Origin of the sequence: Usitatibacter palustris (assembly GCF_013003985.1) — a bacterium.
Classification (GTDB): domain Bacteria; phylum Pseudomonadota; class Gammaproteobacteria; order Burkholderiales; family Usitatibacteraceae; genus Usitatibacter; species Usitatibacter palustris.
Genome location: NZ_CP053073.1, coordinates 242,972 through 261,784, shown reverse-complemented (window position 1 = coordinate 261,784; position 18,813 = coordinate 242,972). Strand labels below are relative to the sequence as shown.

At 64.4% G+C, this 18,813-nt stretch carries 26 protein-coding genes and 1 tRNA gene; 17 read left to right on the top strand and 10 right to left on the bottom strand.

Features of this window, described 5'->3' with window-relative positions:
• The first annotated feature begins 27 nt into the window (after window positions 1-27).
• From DSM104440_RS01290 to DSM104440_RS01245, 10 genes are all read left to right on the top strand, one after another.
• Complete coding sequence (locus DSM104440_RS01290) at window positions 28-246, top strand: CsbD family protein (RefSeq protein ID WP_171160045.1); 219 nt, start codon at window positions 28-30, stop codon at window positions 244-246.
• A 25-nt stretch (window positions 247-271) separates the two neighbouring features.
• On the top strand, window positions 272-868 hold the full coding sequence (locus DSM104440_RS01285; RefSeq protein ID WP_171160043.1) for a hypothetical protein: 597 nt from the start codon (window positions 272-274) through the stop codon (window positions 866-868).
• A gap of 73 nt (window positions 869-941) precedes the next feature.
• Window positions 942-1,376, top strand: coding sequence for a BON domain-containing protein (locus DSM104440_RS01280; protein ID WP_171160041.1), 435 nt, complete (start codon window positions 942-944; stop codon window positions 1,374-1,376).
• 297 nt (window positions 1,377-1,673) lie between these two features.
• The gene (locus tag DSM104440_RS01275) at window positions 1,674-1,988 is read left to right on the top strand and encodes a BON domain-containing protein (protein ID WP_171160040.1); all 315 of its coding nucleotides are present in this window, start codon (window positions 1,674-1,676) and stop codon (window positions 1,986-1,988) included.
• Window positions 1,989-2,015: 27 nt separating this feature from the next.
• Entirely contained in the window at window positions 2,016-2,336 is a 321-nt protein-coding gene (locus tag DSM104440_RS01270) for an ElaB/YgaM/YqjD family protein (protein WP_171160038.1), read from the top strand.
• Window positions 2,337-2,339: 3 nt separating this feature from the next.
• Window positions 2,340-2,732: a phage holin family protein gene (locus tag DSM104440_RS01265; protein WP_171160035.1), complete on the top strand. Its 393-nt coding sequence runs from the start codon at window positions 2,340-2,342 to the stop codon at window positions 2,730-2,732.
• Window positions 2,729-2,953 (top strand): hypothetical protein, encoded by a 225-nt coding sequence (locus tag DSM104440_RS01260; protein WP_171160033.1) that lies wholly within the window; start codon window positions 2,729-2,731, stop codon window positions 2,951-2,953. Before DSM104440_RS01265 ends, DSM104440_RS01260 begins: the two co-directional genes overlap by 4 nt.
• A 19-nt stretch (window positions 2,954-2,972) precedes the next feature.
• A complete protein-coding gene (locus DSM104440_RS01255; RefSeq protein ID WP_171160031.1) occupies window positions 2,973-3,134 on the top strand; it encodes a DUF1328 domain-containing protein in 162 nt (53 codons plus the stop codon).
• Window positions 3,135-3,144: 10 nt separating this feature from the next.
• On the top strand, window positions 3,145-3,492 hold the full coding sequence (locus DSM104440_RS01250) for a hypothetical protein (protein WP_171160029.1): 348 nt from the start codon (window positions 3,145-3,147) through the stop codon (window positions 3,490-3,492).
• Window positions 3,493-3,534: 42 nt separating this feature from the next.
• Window positions 3,535-4,929 carry a sensor histidine kinase gene (locus DSM104440_RS01245; RefSeq protein WP_171160027.1) on the top strand — a complete coding sequence of 465 codons (1,395 nt, stop codon included), beginning with the start codon at window positions 3,535-3,537 and terminating at the stop codon, window positions 4,927-4,929.
• A gap of 176 nt (window positions 4,930-5,105) precedes the next feature.
• Here the strand turns inward: DSM104440_RS01245 and DSM104440_RS01240 are convergent, their stop codons facing one another.
• From DSM104440_RS01240 to DSM104440_RS01230, 3 genes are all read right to left on the bottom strand, one after another.
• Window positions 5,106-5,483 carry a response regulator gene (locus DSM104440_RS01240; protein WP_171160024.1) on the bottom strand — a complete coding sequence of 126 codons (378 nt, stop codon included), beginning with the start codon at window positions 5,481-5,483 and terminating at the stop codon, window positions 5,106-5,108.
• Window positions 5,480-6,115, bottom strand: a complete 636-nt coding sequence (locus DSM104440_RS01235; RefSeq protein ID WP_171160022.1) for a response regulator — start codon at window positions 6,113-6,115, stop codon at window positions 5,480-5,482. Before DSM104440_RS01235 ends, DSM104440_RS01240 begins: the two co-directional genes overlap by 4 nt.
• A gap of 118 nt (window positions 6,116-6,233) precedes the next feature.
• Window positions 6,234-6,635: a hypothetical protein gene (locus DSM104440_RS01230; protein WP_171160020.1), complete on the bottom strand. Its 402-nt coding sequence runs from the start codon at window positions 6,633-6,635 to the stop codon at window positions 6,234-6,236.
• Window positions 6,636-6,792: 157 nt separating this feature from the next.
• On the opposite strand from DSM104440_RS01230, the gene DSM104440_RS01225 reads away from it, so the two are divergent.
• The 3 genes from DSM104440_RS01225 to DSM104440_RS01215 are packed head-to-tail and all read left to right on the top strand — an operon-like array spanning window position 6,793 to window position 9,073.
• Window positions 6,793-7,092 carry a hypothetical protein gene (locus tag DSM104440_RS01225; RefSeq protein ID WP_171160018.1) on the top strand — a complete coding sequence of 100 codons (300 nt, stop codon included), beginning with the start codon at window positions 6,793-6,795 and terminating at the stop codon, window positions 7,090-7,092.
• Between the two features lie 3 nt (window positions 7,093-7,095).
• Window positions 7,096-8,280: a hypothetical protein gene (locus DSM104440_RS01220; protein ID WP_171160016.1), complete on the top strand. Its 1,185-nt coding sequence runs from the start codon at window positions 7,096-7,098 to the stop codon at window positions 8,278-8,280.
• Window positions 8,281-8,290: 10 nt separating this feature from the next.
• Window positions 8,291-9,073 carry an alpha/beta fold hydrolase gene (locus DSM104440_RS01215; protein ID WP_171160014.1) on the top strand — a complete coding sequence of 261 codons (783 nt, stop codon included), beginning with the start codon at window positions 8,291-8,293 and terminating at the stop codon, window positions 9,071-9,073.
• Between the two features lie 17 nt (window positions 9,074-9,090).
• On the opposite strand, the gene DSM104440_RS01210 is transcribed toward DSM104440_RS01215, so the two are convergent.
• The gene (locus tag DSM104440_RS01210) at window positions 9,091-11,172 is read right to left on the bottom strand and encodes a hypothetical protein (protein ID WP_171160012.1); all 2,082 of its coding nucleotides are present in this window, start codon (window positions 11,170-11,172) and stop codon (window positions 9,091-9,093) included.
• Between the two features lie 184 nt (window positions 11,173-11,356).
• Between DSM104440_RS01210 and DSM104440_RS01205 the strand changes: the two genes are divergently transcribed.
• Window positions 11,357-11,728 carry a hypothetical protein gene (locus DSM104440_RS01205; protein ID WP_171160010.1) on the top strand — a complete coding sequence of 124 codons (372 nt, stop codon included), beginning with the start codon at window positions 11,357-11,359 and terminating at the stop codon, window positions 11,726-11,728.
• 90 nt (window positions 11,729-11,818) lie between these two features.
• Here DSM104440_RS01205 and DSM104440_RS01200 read toward each other — a convergent pair whose 3' ends face one another.
• From DSM104440_RS01200 to DSM104440_RS01185, 4 genes are all read right to left on the bottom strand, one after another.
• Window positions 11,819-13,009 carry a hypothetical protein gene (locus DSM104440_RS01200; protein ID WP_171160008.1) on the bottom strand — a complete coding sequence of 397 codons (1,191 nt, stop codon included), beginning with the start codon at window positions 13,007-13,009 and terminating at the stop codon, window positions 11,819-11,821.
• A 140-nt stretch (window positions 13,010-13,149) separates the two neighbouring features.
• A tRNA-Ala gene (locus tag DSM104440_RS01195) sits at window positions 13,150-13,225 on the bottom strand.
• Window positions 13,226-13,354: 129 nt separating this feature from the next.
• Window positions 13,355-14,548 carry a CaiB/BaiF CoA transferase family protein gene (locus tag DSM104440_RS01190; RefSeq protein WP_171160006.1) on the bottom strand — a complete coding sequence of 398 codons (1,194 nt, stop codon included), beginning with the start codon at window positions 14,546-14,548 and terminating at the stop codon, window positions 13,355-13,357.
• 4 nt (window positions 14,549-14,552) lie between these two features.
• Window positions 14,553-15,182 carry a hypothetical protein gene (locus tag DSM104440_RS01185; protein WP_171160004.1) on the bottom strand — a complete coding sequence of 210 codons (630 nt, stop codon included), beginning with the start codon at window positions 15,180-15,182 and terminating at the stop codon, window positions 14,553-14,555.
• A gap of 66 nt (window positions 15,183-15,248) precedes the next feature.
• Here DSM104440_RS01185 and DSM104440_RS01180 point away from each other — a divergent pair, with 66 nt between their 5' ends.
• From DSM104440_RS01180 to DSM104440_RS01170, 3 genes are all read left to right on the top strand, one after another.
• Complete coding sequence (locus DSM104440_RS01180) at window positions 15,249-15,599, top strand: hypothetical protein (RefSeq protein ID WP_171160002.1); 351 nt, start codon at window positions 15,249-15,251, stop codon at window positions 15,597-15,599.
• A gap of 114 nt (window positions 15,600-15,713) precedes the next feature.
• Window positions 15,714-16,253 carry a hypothetical protein gene (locus DSM104440_RS01175; protein WP_171160000.1) on the top strand — a complete coding sequence of 180 codons (540 nt, stop codon included), beginning with the start codon at window positions 15,714-15,716 and terminating at the stop codon, window positions 16,251-16,253.
• 14 nt (window positions 16,254-16,267) lie between these two features.
• Complete coding sequence (locus tag DSM104440_RS01170) at window positions 16,268-17,464, top strand: SMP-30/gluconolactonase/LRE family protein (protein WP_171159997.1); 1,197 nt, start codon at window positions 16,268-16,270, stop codon at window positions 17,462-17,464.
• Between the two features lie 88 nt (window positions 17,465-17,552).
• Here the strand turns inward: DSM104440_RS01170 and lgt are convergent, their stop codons facing one another.
• On the bottom strand, window positions 17,553-18,353 hold the full coding sequence (lgt, locus tag DSM104440_RS01165; RefSeq protein WP_171159995.1) for a prolipoprotein diacylglyceryl transferase: 801 nt from the start codon (window positions 18,351-18,353) through the stop codon (window positions 17,553-17,555).
• Between the two features lie 55 nt (window positions 18,354-18,408).
• Window positions 18,409-18,738 carry a BON domain-containing protein gene (locus DSM104440_RS01160; protein ID WP_171159992.1) on the bottom strand — a complete coding sequence of 110 codons (330 nt, stop codon included), beginning with the start codon at window positions 18,736-18,738 and terminating at the stop codon, window positions 18,409-18,411.
• Between the last annotated feature and the right edge of the window lie 75 nt (window positions 18,739-18,813).

The following is an 18,813-nucleotide window of genomic DNA, read 5'->3' as shown; positions in this document are numbered from 1 at the left end:
GACACACTTTCACTAGGAGCCACGCACATGAACTGGGATCGCATCGAAGGCAATTGGAAGCAACTCAAGGGCAAGGCGCTCGAGCAGTGGGGCAAGCTCACCGACGACTCGCTCGACAAGATCAACGGCAAGCGCGAACAGCTCGCCGGCCAGCTGCAGGAAACCTACGGCATCGGCAAGGACGAAGCCGAGAAGCAGATCAGCGATTTCGAAGCCCGCTGCCGCAAAGAAAACTGGCTCCAGTAACCCACCCACACAGAGAGGAATAAACATGAAAACCCAAATCATCGTCGCGGCCGTCGCCAGCGCACTCAGCTTCGGCGCGTTCGCCATGACCAAGGCCGATTACGACGCATCGAAGAACCGCATCGACGCCGACTACAAGGTCGCCAAGGAGCGTTGCGCCCCCATGAGCGCCAACGCGAAGGACATCTGCCAGGCCGAAGAGAAGGGCAAGCACAACGTCGCGAAGAAGGAACTCGAGGCGAGCTACAAGCCGACGGACAAGAACCGCTACGACGCGCGCGTTGCCAAGGCCGACGCCATGTATGACGTCGCCAAGGAAAAGTGCGACGACCAGTCGGGCAATGCCAAGGACGTCTGCGTGAAGGAAGCCAAGGCCGTCCTCGCGAAGGCCAAGGCCGACGCGAAGGCGAACAAGGAAGTCGCCGCTGCCGTCGACAAGGCCGGTGAAAAGACCGCCGACGCGAACAAGCAGGCCACCGAGAAGATCGCCGACGCCCGCAAGGACGCCGCCGAGACCAAGCTCGACGCCGACTACAAGGTCGCGAAGGAAAAGTGCGACGCGCTGTCCGGCACGGCGAAGGACAACTGCGTTACCGCTGCGAAGACGAAGTACGGCAAGTAACGCTGTAGCAGTCACTGCACCACGAAAAGGCGCCGCTCATGCGGCGCTTTTTCCTCAACCCAGGAGCCACGACATGAAGACCCGAACCCTTCCCGCGCTGGTCGCGCTGGCCCTCGCGGCTGCCGGCCTCGCCGCGTGCAGTCCCGATTCGACCGAACGCGCCCAGAACACGATCGACAAGGCTGGCCGCTCGACGGCGCAAGCCGTCAACAAGGCGAGCGATGCCGTCGCCGATGCCGCCAAGGACGCGGGGGCCGCCCTCGAGCGCACCGCCGATCAGGCGAGCAAGGACGCCGCCGACGCCGCGATCACTGCGTCGATCAAGACCGACCTCATGAAGGACCCGGATCTCAGCGTCCTCAAGATCGAAGTCGACACGAAGCAAGGTGTCGTGACGCTCAACGGCGTCGCACCCACCCAGGCCGCCGCCGATCGCGCGGGCCGCATTGCCATCGCCGTCGCCGGCGTGTCGCAAGTGCGCAACCATGTGGTGCCGCGCCAGGGCTAGAACGGTCAGCCCGAGAGTGAATTGTCATCCTGAGAGCTCCGCAGGAGCTCGAAGGACCTGCTGTGCCAGCGCCGCTCTTGCGGCGCTTCTTTTTTCAAGCAGGTCCTTCAGGCCTCGGCCCTCAGGATGACAAGAACCTTGTAGTCCTAGTCCCACGTCCTAATCGGATTCCCGGACGCAAGTTGGGGGTACCAATCCGACAGAGGCTTTGAGGGGCGACGCCTAATCTGGCCTCAGTGACGTTGATCAATCGACCAGCGTCGCGTGTCCCTCACAAACTTTCAAGGAGTAATAGCCATGACCACGAACAACCGCGGCCTCATCGCCGCCGCCCTTCTGGGCCTCACGCTCGCCGCCTCTGGCTGTGCGGGTACCGCGACGACGAAGAGCACGGGCGACGTCATCGACGACGCCTCGATCGCCACGACCGTCAAAGCCAAGATGATCGATGACCCGCTGGTCAAGGCGTCGAACATCCAGGTCGAGACGTTCAAGGGCACGGTCCAGCTCGCCGGCTTCGCTGGCAGCCAGGCCGAGATCGATCGCGCCGTTTCGCTCGCCGCGAACACGAAGGGCGTGAAGTCGGTCAAGAACGACATCCGCCTCAAGTAACGCAACACGTTTCTCCAGGAGCCATCCATGAACACCCGCACCAGCACCAACAGCACCAGCCCCAACCCGATCGCCCGGGACTTCCAGAACGTGGTCGATGATGCCCACGAGCTGCTGAAGACCGTGCAGGTCGAGGGTGGAGCCAAGGTGAACGAGGCCCGCTCGAAGCTGCAGGAATCCTTCGACGTGGCGCGTGAAAAGCTCGCGGAAGCGACGACGGCCGCGCAGGACAGCGCGAAGAAGTACGCCTCGCAGACCGACGAGTACGTTCACTCGCACCCGTGGCAGGCGATTGGCGCCGGCGCTGCTGTCGGCGCGCTGATCGGCTTCCTGCTGGCTCGCCGTTAAGCCATGACGCAAGGTCGCCCCGGCATGATCGGAGACGCGCGCACGCTCGCCTCCGATGGCCTTCGGTTCGTGCGCACGCGCCTGGAACTCCTCGCGATCGAAGTGCAACGCGAGAAAGCCCTGGCCGTGCGCCAGCTGATCGTCGCCTCGGCGACCTTCTTCCTGGTTTCCTTCGGCATGTTGCTTGCCATCCTGGCGCTGGCCCTCGCCCTCCCAGAGGATCTGCGAAAGGTGGTGTTGGGCGGCCTCGGCGCGTGTTTTCTCGTCGCTGGGGCCGCCTGTGCGGCGTGGTTGATGCGCAAGGGCCAGCGCACGCCGTTCTCGGCCAGTATCGACACATTGCGCAAGGACGAATCCATGCTGCGCGCAATGCCAGTGCCTGAAGCCGCAAAGTGAGCGAGCTCGGGATCCTGGAGCAACGCCTGCAGCTCGTGGAGTTGTCCGCGTCGCTGCAGCGCGCCACGATCGAACGAAGGCTCGCCGCCGTCGAAGCACGTCCCTCACGCACCCTTATCAATCTCATCGGCTCGGTGGCCTCGCGCCCGATCGCCCGGCAGCTCGCGTTCGCCGCGGCTGCCTTCGCCTGGCGCGCGTTTCGCCGCCGCCGGCGCACGTAGGGCAACACAAGGAGCTCACATGCTTTATTGGGCCGCCGTCTTTTTCGTCATCGCCCTGGTCGCCGCCATCTTCGGATTCGGTGGTGTAGCCACGGGCGCTGTCGCGATCGCGAAGATCCTGTTCTTCATCTTCGTGCTCGCCTTCCTGGTCTCACTCTTGATGGGCGTCTTCCGCACGTAAGGAGTTGGTCATGCGCTTTACCCGCATCGCCGTGACGATGGTCGCGGCTTTCGCCCTTTCGGGTTGCGGCACCCTCACGTCGTTTCTCGATGGCTTCAACACGACGGATACCGCGCCGGCGCCGGTCTCCAGCAGCGCAAGCGAGGAAGCCGCGATCGTCGGGCAGGTGGTCTACATCGAAACCGTGAAGCCCCTCACCAACGACGAAGCGAAGACCCGCACCACGACCAGCGCCGACCAGTTGCTCGACGTTCGCACGGACAACGGAGCCCTGCGCACCGTGATCCAGGAAACACTCGGCGGCGTGCGCGTGGGTGACCGCGTGCGCCTTGCAGAGGGGCGGGCTTATCGCTACTGACGCGGCGCCCGGTCCGGGCCTTGGGATAGACTGATCCTTCCCATGGCCTTACCCGAAGAGCAGCGCGCGGCTCCGTCCGCGCCTCCTCCAGTGCTTCCCCTGAAGTATTGGTTCCCCCTGCTGGTCGCGCTGCTGGTGACCGGTGCCATCCTCTTCGTCTCGGAGATGTCGTACCGCACCTTCTCCCAGACGCGCGGCGAGATCACGCAGGCAATGGCGTTCCAGGCTCGTCTCATGGAGCTCGAGAAAACGATCTACGAAGCGCAGGCCGCGCAGCGCGGCTTCCTGCTGTCGCACCGGCCCGAGTACATGGACGCGGTGAAGGCGTCCATCGCCGCGAGTCGCCCCGTGCGCGAGCAGCTTCGCGACCTCCTGCCCGACAAGCCCACGCGCGAACGCCTGGCGGACCTGAACGAGCTCGTCACGCTCAAGATCTCCGACCTCGAGCTGTCGCTGGAACGCGCGACCGGCGGGGACATGGAGGGTGCGCGCGAATTCGTGGAAAGCGACAAGGCGCGCGACCTCGCGGCGAAGCTGCGCGTGAGCTTCGGCACGGTCCAGCGCGCGGCGACCGAAATCGTCCACCAGCGCACGCAGCGCTGGGAGGAGGCGATGGAATCGAGTCGCACGGGCCTCCTCGCGGTGGTCGCGCTCAATGCGACGCTGATCGCGCTGCTCGCCCTCCTGCTCATCCGCGACACGCGCCGCGCCCGCATGATCGAGTACGTGCACCTCACGATGGCCGACAAGATGAAGCGCGAGGTCGCCGATCGCACCGCGCAGCTTTCCTCGCTCTCGGAATTCCTGCAGACGCAAGCGGAGATGGAAAAGGCGCGGCTCGCGCGCGAACTGCACGACGAGCTGGGCGGGATCCTCACGCCGGCCAAGATGGATGTGAACTGGCTCGAAGGCCGCCTGGGCGACGACAAGGAGGTTGCCACGCGCCTGGAACGCCTGACGAGGCTCCTCGACTCGGGCATCGACGTGAAGCGCCGCATCATCGAGAACCTGCGCCCGTCGCTCCTCGACCACCTGGGTCTGGCGGCCGCCGTGAAATGGCACGTGGACGAAACCTGCAAGTCGGCGAACCTCGATTGCCACATGCAGATCACGGATGCGCTCGAGCGCCTGCCGCCCGACGTCGAGATCGCCCTCTACCGCGTCGTGCAGGAATCATTGACCAACGTCATCCGCCACGCCCAGGCCAAGCGCGTCGACCTCCTGGTAGAGCGCACGCCCGAAGGCGTCATTGTGGAACTGAAGGACGATGGCATCGGCATCGCCGATATCGAGGCCGCGTATCGCAAGTCCTATGGCATCGGCGGCAATCGCCAGCGCCTGAGCGGCCTGGGTGGCATCGTCGACATCAAGTCCGGCACCGGCAAGGGCACGCAGGTGCGTGCCTTCGTGCCTCTCGCGCGAGTCCAGCCCTCTTAAAGGTTTGCGGAAAACCAGGGCAGAAAGAATCCGCAGATAAACGCAGATAAACGCGGATAAGGAGAGGAAGGTAAATGTCGCGGATCGGCTGAATGACCGCCTTTGACACTGCAACCCCACCTGCTGTTATCCGCGTTTATCTGCGTTTATCTGCGGATTCTTTCTGCCCTGGTTCTTTAATTCCTCGCGGCGAGGAGATCGTCCACCACCCGGGTGACCACGGGCACGTCCTTGCTCTTGTCGAGGAAGTGGTCCGCGCCGGCTTCATACGAAGCCATGCGCAGCGCCGGGACGGCGTGGTTGGTGAGGACGATGATGCAGGTGTGCTTGCCCGCGTCGGCGCGCAGCCGGCGGATCACGCCGAAGCCGGTGCCCTGCGCGAGCTGCAAATCAACGATGGCCAGATCGAACACGCGACCACCGCAAGCGGCGATCGCTTCCTTTTCGGTAGCGGCAGTCGCGGCCACCTCGACACGTCCGGGAATCGAGAGCATCTCAACGAGACGCTCCGCGATCGGCGGCGAGTCCTCGACGATGAGGGCTTGCAGCGTCATGCGATCAACTGATTCTTGACGGCGTAATAGGTGATGTCCGCGTTCGACTTGAAGTTCATCTTCTCCAGGATGCGCGAGCGGTACGTGCTGACCGTCTTCACGCTGAGGAACAACTCCCTGGCGATATCGGAAACCGTTTGGCCGCCCGCGAGCTTGCAGAAGATCTGGAACTCGCGTTCGGAGAGGATCGAATGGCCCGGCTGGTCGGCCGCGGGGCCCGCGAGGCCTTGCGCGAGCTTGTCGGCCACGCGCGGGCTCACGTAGCGCCGGCCCTGCGAAGCGGCCAGCACGGCGGAGAGCAGGCTCTCGGGCGGCGCGTCCTTCGGGACGAATCCCGACGCACCCGCTTTGAGAATGTTGATGGCGTACTGGTCTTCCGGATAACCGGAGACGATGAGCACGGCCATTTCCGGACGAATCGCTTTCGCGCGCGTCAGGACATCGATGCCCGACATGTCGGAGAGCGACAGGTCGACAAGCGCGACATCGAACGGCTTCGATCGGATGAGGTTGATGGCCTCTTCGCCTGTCCTCGCCTCGGCCGCGATTTCCATGTCCACGCGGCTGTCGAAGACCTGCTTGAGGCCCATCCGCACCACATCGTGGTCGTCGACAATGAGCAATCTGATCATGTTGTTTGCCTGGGACAAGAGTGAGCTTCGAAGTGAATTACAGCACGCTGGTTTCAGGCACCCCGTCGGACCGGGCGGATTCCCGCGTAGGAATTGTCCTACACCGTCTGACAGACAGCTACTGAAAGCTGTATTTGAAGGTGATCCGGTCGCGCCGGACCGAGATGTTCTCGGCCCTCATCCCGGGGATCGCCGGCATGAACTCCCGGGTCTTCTTGTAGACGATCTTCCCGCTCGCCGGGTCGTAGCACAGGGATTTCCCCGCCTTCGAGCAGGAGGAGCGGCTTTCCTTCATCCGCGGGTCCTCCACGGGTGCGGTGTATGCGAAGACCGGAACGCCCACGTCGGGTGCCGACGGCGCCCGCACATCCCGATCGACGCGCGACGAGCTCTCCAGCGCGCTTTTCACCTGGACCTTTAATACGCGCGTGTGCGATCCGGCGAAGACATCGTCGGATTTCGCCCGCGGCGCGGCCGCGACGAGCGCGCCGCCCAGGAGAAGGAGAAGGAAAGCTTTCATGGGGCCATGGTGGCGTCGCCCCAACCCGACATCAGCCAGCGGGTAGGACAAATACCTGTAGGAAACGGATGACCGAAAGGCGCGGCGCCTTCCCATGTTGACGGGCCGATGCAAACCCTATCGTGGGTGCAAGACGAAACCCACGGAGCACGCATCAATGAAAGCCCCGATCACCACTGGATTCACCCTCGCGGCGGCGCTGCTCGCCACCGTGACGATCAGCGCGAACGGCGAGTCGTTCCCGCAACCGGGCGACCCGCTGCGCTGGTACGAACCGTCCGATACGCCGATCAAGCGCTACAAGACGCTCATGAAGGAAGCGGGCGCCGCGCTCAAGGAAGCACTCGAGGAATGCCGCCGGGTCTCCGACCGCCGCGCCTGCGAAGCCGAAGCGCGCGAAACCTATCGCACCGAAGTCGCCAACGCGCGCGCGGTGCTCGAAACCAACGCGAGCTAAATCATGAACCTCAAGAAGAAGATTCTTGCTGCCGCCCTGGTGCTGGCCCCCACGCTGGCCGCCGCCCAGGCCACCCTCACGCCCTACCCGAGTCAGGCCGTCGCGGGTTCGATGATCTCCGTGAAGATCAACGGCTGGCAGTGGCCGACCTACGCGCCGGCCACACGCTACGTTCGCCAGGGCAACACGTTCATCATCGATTTCGAATACGCGAGCGACTTCTTCGGCCCGTCGCGTCCGGACTTCTGGGACATCCCGGTGCCGCTGGGCGAGCTTCCGGCCGGTACATACAACGTGCAGGCGCGCATGATCGATACGGCGAATCCGAATGCGGCGCCGCAGGTGATCAGCTCGCCGCTCACGGTCGCAACGGACGCGCAGCACCTTCAGTCGGTGCCTTCGAAGCCGCACGCTTCCGAGAACTTCGACATCTACGTCCCGTCGTCGTACTACTTCGATCCGGCGAGCGTGAAGCTCACGTATGACGGCAACATCGTTCGCGTCGACTATCGCTTCGACCCGCGCCAGCCCGTGACGCCGATGCTCGCCGGGATGAGCGGCCCGCCCGGCCTGGTGTCGTGGACGCGCGTGACCGTTTCCGGCCTTCCGCCCGGCGACTACTGGATGTATTCGGTGGGCTCGCCCAACGATCCGTCGTTCACCAACTACTACATCGCGTATGAGCCGCTGCAGGTTCGCACGTCGGTCGAGGCGATCGAGTACTACGCCGAAGCGACCGATCGCTACTTCGTCACCAGCACGGCCAGTGAAATCACCACGCTCGATCAGCAGAGCTCCGGATGGAAGCGCACGGGCCAGCAGTTCGAAGTGTGGCCGCAGGCCGCGGGCGCCCCGGCTGGCGCGCAACCGGTGTGCCGCTTCTACGCACCGAGCCTCGGCGCGCACTATCACACGGCCATCGGCGCGGAATGCGCGTGGCTGCGCGACCTCGAAACGCAGGAGCGCGCGACGATCTCGAAGAGCGGCGATGCGTTCAAGGGTTGGGCGTATGAAGGCGTCACGTTCTACGCGGTGCTGCCTTCGAATGGCCAATGCGCGGACGGATGGAAGCCGGTGAACCGTGGCTCCGACGGCCCGCATCGCCGCTACGCGTCCGACATGCAGGTGTATGGCTCGATGGCGTTCGCGTGGAAGCAGGAAGGCGCTGTGTTCTGCACGCCTCGCTGAACGAACGCGGATGAGCACGTCGAAGGACGGAACAAGCATCGCCTATGACAAGGTGGGCGCGGGCCCAGCCGTTGTCGTGGTGAACGGCGCGTTGTCCGCGCGTTCGAGCAGCACGGAGCTCGCTCAGCTCCTCGCGCCCAGGTTCACCGTGTACAGCTATGACCGTCGCGGTCGTGGCGATAGCGCCGATACCAAACCCTATTCGGTCCAGCGCGAAATCGAAGACCTGGAAGCCGTCATCGACGCCGCTGGCGGCTCGGCGTTTGTGTATGGAAAGTCTTCGGGGGCGAGCCTGGCACTGGAAGCGGCGTCATCGCTTGGCGTCAAGGTGAAAAAACTCGCCCTCTACGAAGCGCCTTATAGCGAGGCTGAAGGTGCCGCCAGGGAATGGCGCGAGTTCAGGTCCCGGTTCGACGCACTGCTTGCCGCGGACCGTCGAGCGGATGCCGTGACGGCATTCATGAAATTTGTCGGCGCGCCGGACGAGGCGATTGCCGGAATGAAATCGTCGCCGGCCTGGCCGGGAATGATCGCGATGGCACCCACACTTGCGTACGACAACGCGATCCTCGGTGAGGATCGCTCCGTGCCGGTCAGGACGGCAGCGAAGATCAAGGCGAACACCCTGGTGATGGACGGTGGCGCGAGCTTGAAGACGATGCCGTTCATGCGCGCCACGGCGGACAAGCTCGGCAAGGCAGTGCCGAATGCGCAGCGTCGCACCATCGAGGGCCAGGGCCACGATGTGAACTCGAAAGCGCTGACCCCGGCGTTACTGGAGTTCTTCAACTAAGCCGACGCGCCATCCCGTCATCGCATCGAGGCACTGGCGGCGGCGAAGGCGGCGAGATTGCGCGGCGCGCGGCTGGTGCCGCTCGTGACCGTGGTCCAGTAACTGGTGATTTCGTCGCCGCCGTCGGTGGTTCTCATCAGGCGAGCCAAGTCATACGGTTGCTGAGCCGAGAGGAGGTTCGCTTGCAGCTTGGGGCCGGCTTCCTTGGCCTCTACGGCCAGTTGAAAGACCTGGATAATTAATTCGACGGCGACGGCAATGGCGATCTGAGGGCCAACGGACGCTGCGAGACTTCCGGCTCCAGCACCCGCAGTGATGGAAGACACCGTGGCGCCTCCTGCCAATAACTCTTTAAATGTAATCACTGAGGGAAAAATCGCCTGCATGACATTTTCTGTCGTGATCGCCAGGTAGCCCGCAATCCCGGCCCCCACGGTGCCGACGTGGACACTGGCAGCGATGGCATCTCGGGTGACTTGAGCGTAATCCGGCGGGACGGTGAGATCGACATCGCCGCCTACAGTTGCACCCAGCGAAGCGCCAGGCGTCGAAGCCCTCCCCTTATTCGCGCTTTTCTGAGCTTGGGTCACGTCATACCATGCGTGGTAGGCGCCGAGCGCTTCCTTGGCCAGGTAAGTACGGAAACTGACGACGGCATTGGAAAAGCTCGCCGCCAGGCGCTTCTCCGCAGCGCTGGCCTGGGCCGGATTGGTCGCCACCGCCTTGATGCGGGTGAGTACCGCCAACAGCAGCGGGCCGCTGGTCTGCGGTGTCCTGGCAATCTCGTCCCAGACTTTCTTGCGCGCCTCTGCGGAAGTGGCGGCCAGCTTTGGCACCGCCGCGTCGGCGAGCTGATTGATGAGTGCGCCATCCTTTACGAGCGCCAGCGCCACTTCCTCGCCGCCGTCCAGGCCAAAGAGGCCGGAGTGGGCGTAGGGGGCGGATTTCCAGACGATGGTCTTGCTGCCGCAGGCTTGGGCGCCATAGACCGGCGCGGAACCGTCCATGCGCTTGTAGCCGACAGGACATTTCCAGCAGGTGCCGCCGATGCTTTGGCCGATGCCTTGCGGCAGCGTGCCACCGCTCTGTTGCCTGATGGCCGCCTGGACGTTGGGATCCTTGCTGGTGATCGTGTCGAAGAAGGTCTCCCCCTTGTCCGATCCAAGGCCAGTGCCGCAACCGAGCACGCTGCTCCCGGTTTCGGTCGCTTTGGCATAAACGTAGCCGCCCCAGACCGTGCAGGCCCGGCCCTCATGGACCGGATAAACGCTGCGCGTGGTGCCAGCGCGACAACTCCAGCATTCGCCGCCGTTGCGCGCGTCTTCGAATTCTCCCGGCTTGCAGTTGGCCTTGCCGAGCATGGTGGCCTTGGACCAGGCTTCCGGGGAATTTTGGAAGCAAGCCATTGCGCCGTTCTTCTCGTAGATGGCGTTGGTGCTGCGTTTGAAGCCCGCGGGGCAAACCCAGCAGCCGGTGTAACCCACCCAGCCGTCGTAGAAGACCTCCCCCTTTCCGGACGGGCCGTAGCGTTGGACATGGGCTTGGCACGCCGCCAGATCCGAATTGCCTTTCCACACTTGCGTGGGGCTGGCATAGCCCATCTTGCCGGGCAGCCGGCAGGCCCTGCTGTCGTCAACGCTGAGGACGGATCGCTCGTAGCCGTTCGGGCATGACCAACAACTTCCCCCCAGGGAACCGTCCTTGAAGGACCAGGAGCCGGCTGCAGCCTTGCACAGCGGACCCCCGAATGTTGCGGCCACGTCGCCGCCCTTGATCGTGGGATCGGCCTTGGCACAGGCTCGATCCGTGGTGACCGCATCCGCGGTGCGCGTATGGTTGGCCGGGCAGGAATAACACTTGCCGTTGGCGTCGAAGAAACTGCCTGCCGGACAGGAGTATTTGACATCGCTGACGAAGGCCGCGGCCACGGCTTTGCAGGGCGGTTGAAATTTGCCGTTGACGAAGCCGCCACAGAGGGGGCCGGAGCCGATCGGCAACGTTCCGCCGCCCGCCAAGTTCGTGAGCTGGGCCTGCGCAGTGCCAACCATGTGCAGCAGAAAGACGATGCAAGCCAAAACGCGAGCGATGAATGCTTTCACGGCAGATGTCCCTATCCCTGGCACGTTTCAGGTCTGTGGGCCTGACTTACGCCGTAGAGTAATTTAGTTCGCGCGCAAGCCGCAATCGACCTTAGGCCCTTGCGCCGTTAAGACCTTGGTCCGATGCACGGGAGACGGCTGCGATGCCATCCTTCTCATGTGGTTTCCATGGGAAGGAGATGGGATGCGCACCCTGTACCGAATGTTCTTGCTGACACTCGCGTTGGCCACTACGGCGGTGGCTCAGGTAGATGTCAAACCTGGCGCCAGCCCAAGCCCCGATCCCAATGCGCTGGCTGCGGCGCTCTCCGACATCGACGCCCAGTACAACAAGCTGCAGGCGAATGTCGAGGTCCAGTACGCACGGCTCACGCAGCAGCTGAAGGAGGACCTGGCGAACACGACGGGGCAAAAGCAGAAGGACGCCCTCGTTGCGCAGCTCAAGAAGCTCGATGCGGACAAGGCGAAGGCCCTGGAGGAATTGCGAAAGCAGCGTGCGGCCGCCCTCGAGAATGCGAGGAAGCAGGCGGAAGCGCAGCGCAGCCGCGGAAAATGACAACGGCCTGGCAGCAGGTACAGCAGCACCCTTCGAAGGACGCAGTTGGCAAGGTCGTTCACGGAAACTCCTCTTGGAATTTACAGTCAGCTATTCGAGGAAGATGAGTTGCACGCCTTGCGGGTTCTCGACGGGCTGCGTGCCGACCTGCCGCCAGATGCGCCCATCGGCGTGGCGTCGCACGCCGTCGCCATCGCTGCCGCCCGTGTTGCGGTCGGACGTGAGAAGGACGTCGTAGCCGGGATTGATGCGGCCGTTCGTGATGCGCGGCCGTCCGGCCACCGCTTCGAGCATCGACACCAGGAAGTCCTCGAAGCGCGCACCGTTGAGGGTGGGCATGGCCGCGGCGGCAATTCCATCGCGCACCGCGTCGCGCACTGAGCCCTCCTGGAAAAGTGGCCCGTGCGCGTGGATGCGATCGAGATTCTCGGGATCGAAGTCACGCAGGTCGAAGCCCAGGGGATCGATCACGATCGTGTAGCCGCGCACATCGTCGAGGAAGAGGACGCTCATCGGGATGAGGATCTCGGCGTCCTGGAAAACGAGGCCGACGCGAACCCTGAAGACGAGCCCAAAGCCCCGCGCGCGCCGGCCCCCGGCTTCAAGGCCGGCATGCACGATGTTGGGGATGTAGTGCAGTTCCTGCTCGGCGATGCGGCCCAGGCCGAGATCGCGCACGCGTGTCGTGACGACATCCGAGACGCGGTCGAACACGAGCCGCGTGAGGGTCTCCATGTCGAAGCAATCGTTCCCGTCCGGCATGGCCTTGCAATCGTTCGTGCCCGGCTCGATGCGCCAGGGCACGCGCCGGTCGTCGGCCTGCACAGCCGCGAGCCATGCCGCCCCGATGTGGCGGCGGCCATCGCGCGAGGTGCGGATGCGGGTCGACGTGTCCGAAGGATTGTGGAAGATCGTCGCGACCGCACCCAGGTGATCGCGCATGAAAGCCCGTCCCGTATCCGTGCCCCCGCTGAAGTCATCCGTCTGCGAGAAGATCGCGATCATTCGATACGACTGCGGTGGCGACACGCGGCCGTTGCCCGGAAGGATCTCCAGCGTGTAGTCGGCCTCCGTGAGCGTGGTATGCGGCCGCGTGAGCGTCACCAGGCGCGCGCGGGCGCTGCCATCGGGATTGGCGACGAGGCGCCCTTCCATGTCGATGTTCGCACCGGCATCGTTGCGTCCCGCGATGGTTCCGGTCGCGAGGCCCACGCAGCCGGATGTCGCCAGCGCGGCGGCGAGCATTGCAAGCGCACCCGCAGTGTTCCCGAAGACCCTCATCGACGTTCCATCCCCGGCCCGTGGAGTAGACCGCGGATCGATCCTAGGGGCTCGGCACGACCTGGGCCCCGGAAAAAGGCGACGGATAGGCGCGGCATAAAAGACAAACGGCGTCCAAGTGGACGCCGTTGCCTTTCATTTGGTGGAGTGGAAGGGGATCGAACCCTCGACCTCCGCATTGCGAACGCGGCGCTCTCCCAGCTGAGCTACCACCCCAAGTGAAGCGCGAAATTATACCTTAAGCACTGTCGTCCTGACTCCCACTGTCATCCTGAGGAGCGAAGCGACGAAGGACCTGCTTTAGGCGGTTAACTGAATCAAGCAGGTCCTTCGTCGCTTCGCTCCTCAGGATGACAGTAGCGCGCGAACTTCCTCCTCGCCGAGTCCCGCACTCCGAAGGACCTCTTCCGTGTGCTCACCCAATCGGGGCGGCGGCGTAGCGACATCGAGAGGTGCTCCATCGACGTGGAATCCGGGGCGCGTTGCGCTCGAATCGCACTCCGCGCCGGGCACGCGCTTGAAGGTCTTCACGAGCGAGCGAGCGACCGCATGCTCGTGCGCGAGGATCTGCGGGATCGAGAACACGCGGCCCGAGGGCACGCCTTCCTCGTTCAGCATGAGCTCCCAGTGCTCGGCGGTTTCCGTAGCGAGGGCTTCCTCGAGCACGCGCTTCAACTCCGCGCGATTCTTCTTGCGCTCATTGCGGCCCACGAAGCGGCCGTCGGTCTTGAGGTGCGGCCGGCCCAACGCATCGCACAGCGCTTCGAATTGCTTCTGCTCGTTGGCCGCGATGTTGAGCAGCCCCGCCTTCGTGCGAAAAGTGCCCGAAGGACTCGCGGTGAAATTCTCATTGCCCATCGGCGCGGGCTCGACATCGGCATTCAGGTAATTCGACACGAGCCAGCCGAGCGTTGCGACGGTGGAATCGAGCATCGAGACATCGATGAACGCGCCCTCGCCTTTGCCTTGCTGGCGCACGACGGCCGCGCAGATCGCCATCGCCGCGGTGAGCCCACCGGTGGTGTCGGCAACGGGATGGCCCGTGCGCAGCGGCGCGCTCTTCGCATCCCCTGTCACGCTCATCACGCCCGAATAGCCCTGGATGATCTGGTCGTATGCGGCGCGCTTGGCGAGGGGGCCGGTCTGCCCGAAGCCGGAGATCGCGCAGTAGACGATCTTCGGGTTCACGCGCTTCAACGCTTCGTGATCGAGTCCCAGGCGTTGCATCACGCCGGGACGAAACGCTTCGACGACGACGTTCGCGTCTTTCGCCAATCGCAGGAAGGCGTCGCGGCCGCGCGGGTTCTTCAAATCGAGCACGACCGATTTCTTGCCCGCGTTCACTGCGAGAAAGGAAATGCCCATGCGCTTGGCGGTGAGCCCCGGATCGGCGCCGAGGCTGCGGGCAAGGTCCCCGTCGCCGGGGGCCTCGATCTTCACGACCTCCGCGCCGAGCATTGCCAGCTGGTAAGTCGCGAAGGGCCCCGCGAGGACGTTGGTCAGGTCGAGGACGCGAACGCCCTCGAGGAGCCCGGGCACAGCTTTACTTCTTCGGCTTCTCCGGCGCGGCAGGCGCGGGAGGCGGCGAAGCGGCGGGAGCGGCCGGGGCCTTCTCCACCTTGATCGCGACGGCTTCCACGTAGCGCGCTTCGACGAAGTCACCGGCCTTGATGTCCTTCAGGACTTCCGGGTTCTTCACCTTGAGCATCACCGTGTGCTCGGGTCCGCGCAGGACAACCTTCTGCGACTTCGCATCCACGGCTTCGACGGAGGCGACGACCTTCACTTCGCGGGCGACGATGCCGGCGGGCTTCGAGCCCAGCGGCGCACCCTTCTTCGTTTCGGTCTCGACGCGCTCGCGAACCTTGGCGCCGGTCTTCTTCAGCTCGAGGGCCAGGGCCTGCACGAACGCGATGGTGACGATGTCACCCTTCTGCACTTGCGCGAGGTTCTTCACTTCCGGGCCGGCGACGAAGCTGACCACGTTGCCGCTCGGGCCCTTGAGGGTGACCTGGCGCGTCGTCTGGTCGACGGCTTCGACGGTGGCGGTGACCTTTTCGGCCTCGCCAACCATCACGCCTTTGTCCTGGGGAGCAGGCGGGGCGGGCTTCTTGTCCTGCGCGAAAGCCGTGACGGCCAGTGCCGCGGCGGCAAGGATTGCGATTCGCTTCATTTGCGTCCTCTTCATGCGTGGGGTGAGAATGGGATGAAGATTCTACTCTGAAGAGGAAAAACCCCCATGTTCGCCCCCCGCCGCCTCGCTGCAGTCGCCCTGTTCTCGCTGGTTTCGCTCACCGGCTGCGTTGTCTATGACCCTTACGCGTACCAGGTGCAGCAGCAGCCCGCATCGTTCGATCGTTCGTGGGATGCCGCGATGGGCGCGATGCAGGACGCGGGCGTGAACGTCGGCAACGCCGATCGCGGTGCCGGCATGATCCAGGGCCGCAAGGACGGCTCGGACGTCACGCTGCGCCTGAATCGGCAAGCCGATGGCAGCGTGCGCGTGGAGATCAACGCGAAGGGCGGCGGCAACGACCAGGGCGTGGCCAACGTGGTGAACGCTGCCTACGAGCGCCGCATGGGTCGGTAATAAGGAAACGAATTCCGGCAACTGTTACACGCGACCAATGGGGTCTGTCCCCATTGGTGAGTGGCATACCTCTTGCGGTGGTTTATTCGAATGAACCCCACACGGAGAGATGCCATGAGCACGATCATCGCAGGACGTTTCGAGAACCGGGACCAGGCGGACGCGGCGGTCATGCGGCTGCGCGACGCGGGCGTGGACGAGCAGGAGTTGTCCGTCCTCGCCGTGAATCCTCCGGGACAACATGACCAGTACCCCATCGGCGGCGACCGCGATGAATCGCCGGGCGCGAAGACGGCCGATTCGGGCGCGGCCAAGGGTGCTGCCGTCGGTGGCGCGGTCGGCCTCGCGGTCGGTGCTGCAACGATTCCCGTACTCGGGCCGCTGGGTCCCATTGCCGGTGCCGGTGTCGGTGCGTATACGGGCTCGCTCGTCGGCGCGCTGAACGGGATGGACTCGAATCCGAAAGCCCCGCAGACGCGACAAGCCGGAACGCTCGTCGCCGTGAACGCTTCGGTGACCGACGTCGAGGAAGACGCGATCGCGCGCATCCTGCACGAGACCGGCGCGGATCCCGTCGAGCGTGCGAACGGCAATTGGGATGGCGGCAACTGGTCGGACTTCGATCCGCTGCGCCCGCCGAAGGAAACGATGTAGGCGACAATGGAGGGATGCGCTCCCTCCTCGTTGCACTCCTCATCGCTCTGGCCGTACCTGTCGCCGCGCAAACGGCGACGGTGATCGCGGCCATCGAAAACCTCCTCAAGCAACGCCCCGAGGATCCGACGCTCTGGTACTACCTGTCGCACTTCCAGGTGGAAGCGGGCGACAAGAAGGCCGCGCTCGCCGCGTTGAAGAAAGTCGACGAGCTCGGCGAGGGATTCCTGCCGCCGCGCGAATTCGGTTTCGAGGCGATCTGGGAAGACAAGGCGTTCCAGGCGTTGCGCTCGAAGCTCGAAGCGCGATTGCCGCGTCTCGATTTCGCGCCTGTCGCATTCGAGATCGACGACCGCGCGTTCATTCCCGAAGGCATCGCTTATGACCCGGGGACCGCGAGCTTTCTCGTGGGCAGCATCGCGCAGAAGCGCATCGTGCGCGTTTCTCCCGGTGGGGTTGTGACGGAGTTCGCCGGCAAGGACGCGAAACTCGATCATGTGCTCGGCCTCGCGCTCGATTCTCCGCGCCGCACGCTGTACGCCATCAGCACGAATGCGATCACCGAAGCGGGCGAGAAGGAGCGGCGCAACACCGTGGTCGCATTCGATGCAGACACCGGCAAGCTGCTGCAGCGCGCGGAGGTGCCCGGTGCGCAGCAGCTCAACGACGTTGCGGTCGCTCGCGGCGGCCGCGTCTTCGTTTCCGATTCGGCAAGCGGCGCGGTGTATGAAATCCTGAAGAGCGGCGCGCCCCACACGGTGCTGGCTGCGGGCCAGGCGCGCGGCACCAACGGGCTCGCGGTCTCGCCCGACGTGAAGCGCCTCTACATCGGCCACTCGACCGGCGTTGCGATGGTCGACCTCGCCACCGGCAAGATGACGCGCGTCACCGTCCCCGCACGCGAAACGGTCGCGGGCATCGACGGGCTCTACGAATGGGAAGGCCAGCTGGTCGGCGTGCAGAACATCACGACGCCGGGCCGCGTCATTCTCATGACGCTCTCGCCCGACGGCACCGCGATCACGCGCGTGCAGACGCTGCTCTCGCACCATCACCCGTCGCTCGATGAACCCACGACGGGTGCGGTGACGTCACATGGGTTTTATTTGCTCGCCGCGACCGGCGTGAATCGCTTCAATCGCGAGGGGAAGATCGACCGGCCCGACACGGTGCCCAAGCCGACGGTGCTGCGGGTGTTGTTGTCGCGATAAAGAGAACTGTCATCCTGAGGGTCGAAGACCCGAAGGACCTGCTTTAGGCACTTAACTGATTCAAGCAGGTCCTTCGGGTCTTCGACCCTCAGGATGACAGTGGCTGTTTCTTGTACGCCCACGCGATCATCGCAATCCCCACGAGCACCATCGGCAGCGAGAGCCACTGACCGAGCGTGACGCCGAGGAAGACGCCCTGCACGGAGGCTTCGGGCTGGCGCACGAACTCCGCGACGGAGCGGAACACGCCGTAGCCCACGAGGAAGACGCCGGAGATCGCACCCACGGGCCGCGGTTTCGAGGCGAACCACCAGAGGATGAAGAAGAGCGCGAGGCCCTCGAGCCCGACCTGGTAGAGCTGCGATGGGTGGCGCGCGACGGGCCCGCCGGGATCGATCGCCGGAAACCACATGCCCCAGGGCACGTCGGTCACGCGGCCGGGCAATTCCTGGTTGATGAAGTTGCCGAGGCGTCCCGCGGCGATCCCCGGTGGCACGGCGGGCGCGACGGCATCCATCACCGCGAGCCAACGCTTGCCGCGCCGATGGCAGAAGATCCACACCGCGGTCAGCACGCCGAGGAACCCACCGTGGAAGCTCAGGCCGCCCTTCCATACCTTGACGATCTCGATCGGGTTCTCGAAGTAATACCCGGGCTCGTAGAACAGCACCTGCCCGAGCCGCCCGCCGACGATCACGCCGAGCACGCCATAAAGCAGGAGGTCATCGATGTCGGATTCCACGAGCGTCGGAACGAGCCCGCGGCGAATGCGCACCTTCGCGAGCGTCACGAAGGCGACGAAGGCGATGACATACATGAGCCCATACCACCGCACGGCCACCGGGCCGACGGAGAAGATGATGGGATCTATTTGGGGATGGACAAGCATTCGGGCGCGAGGTTGAAGTCGCGCCCGAATTCTACGCTACGACAGCAGGCCGTGATCAGCCCACCGGTGCTTCGAGGAACGTCGTGATCGAACGCGAGCCGTCGACCCGTTGGGCGACGCGCTTCACTTCAGCCGCCTGCTCCTGGCTGTCGAGCGTGCCGGTGATCGACACGCGGCCGTCCAGCGCCGTGACGTTGAAGATCGAATTCTCGAGCTTCTTGTCGGCATACAGCGCGGCCTTGACGTTTTCCTGGAGGATCAGGTCCGATTCACTCTGGTAGCGGACCGGGTCGGCCTGCCTCCAATGGCCGGGACCCGCGGCCGCGAAACCCGCCAGCGAAACACCCGTTGCAAAAACGATCGTCTTCAAGAGGTTCTTCTTCATGGTGCAACTCCTTTGCAAGGAAGATTGAAACGACGCGTTTGCGTCACAGGGTGGGATGCCCTCATCGCTCCCGGG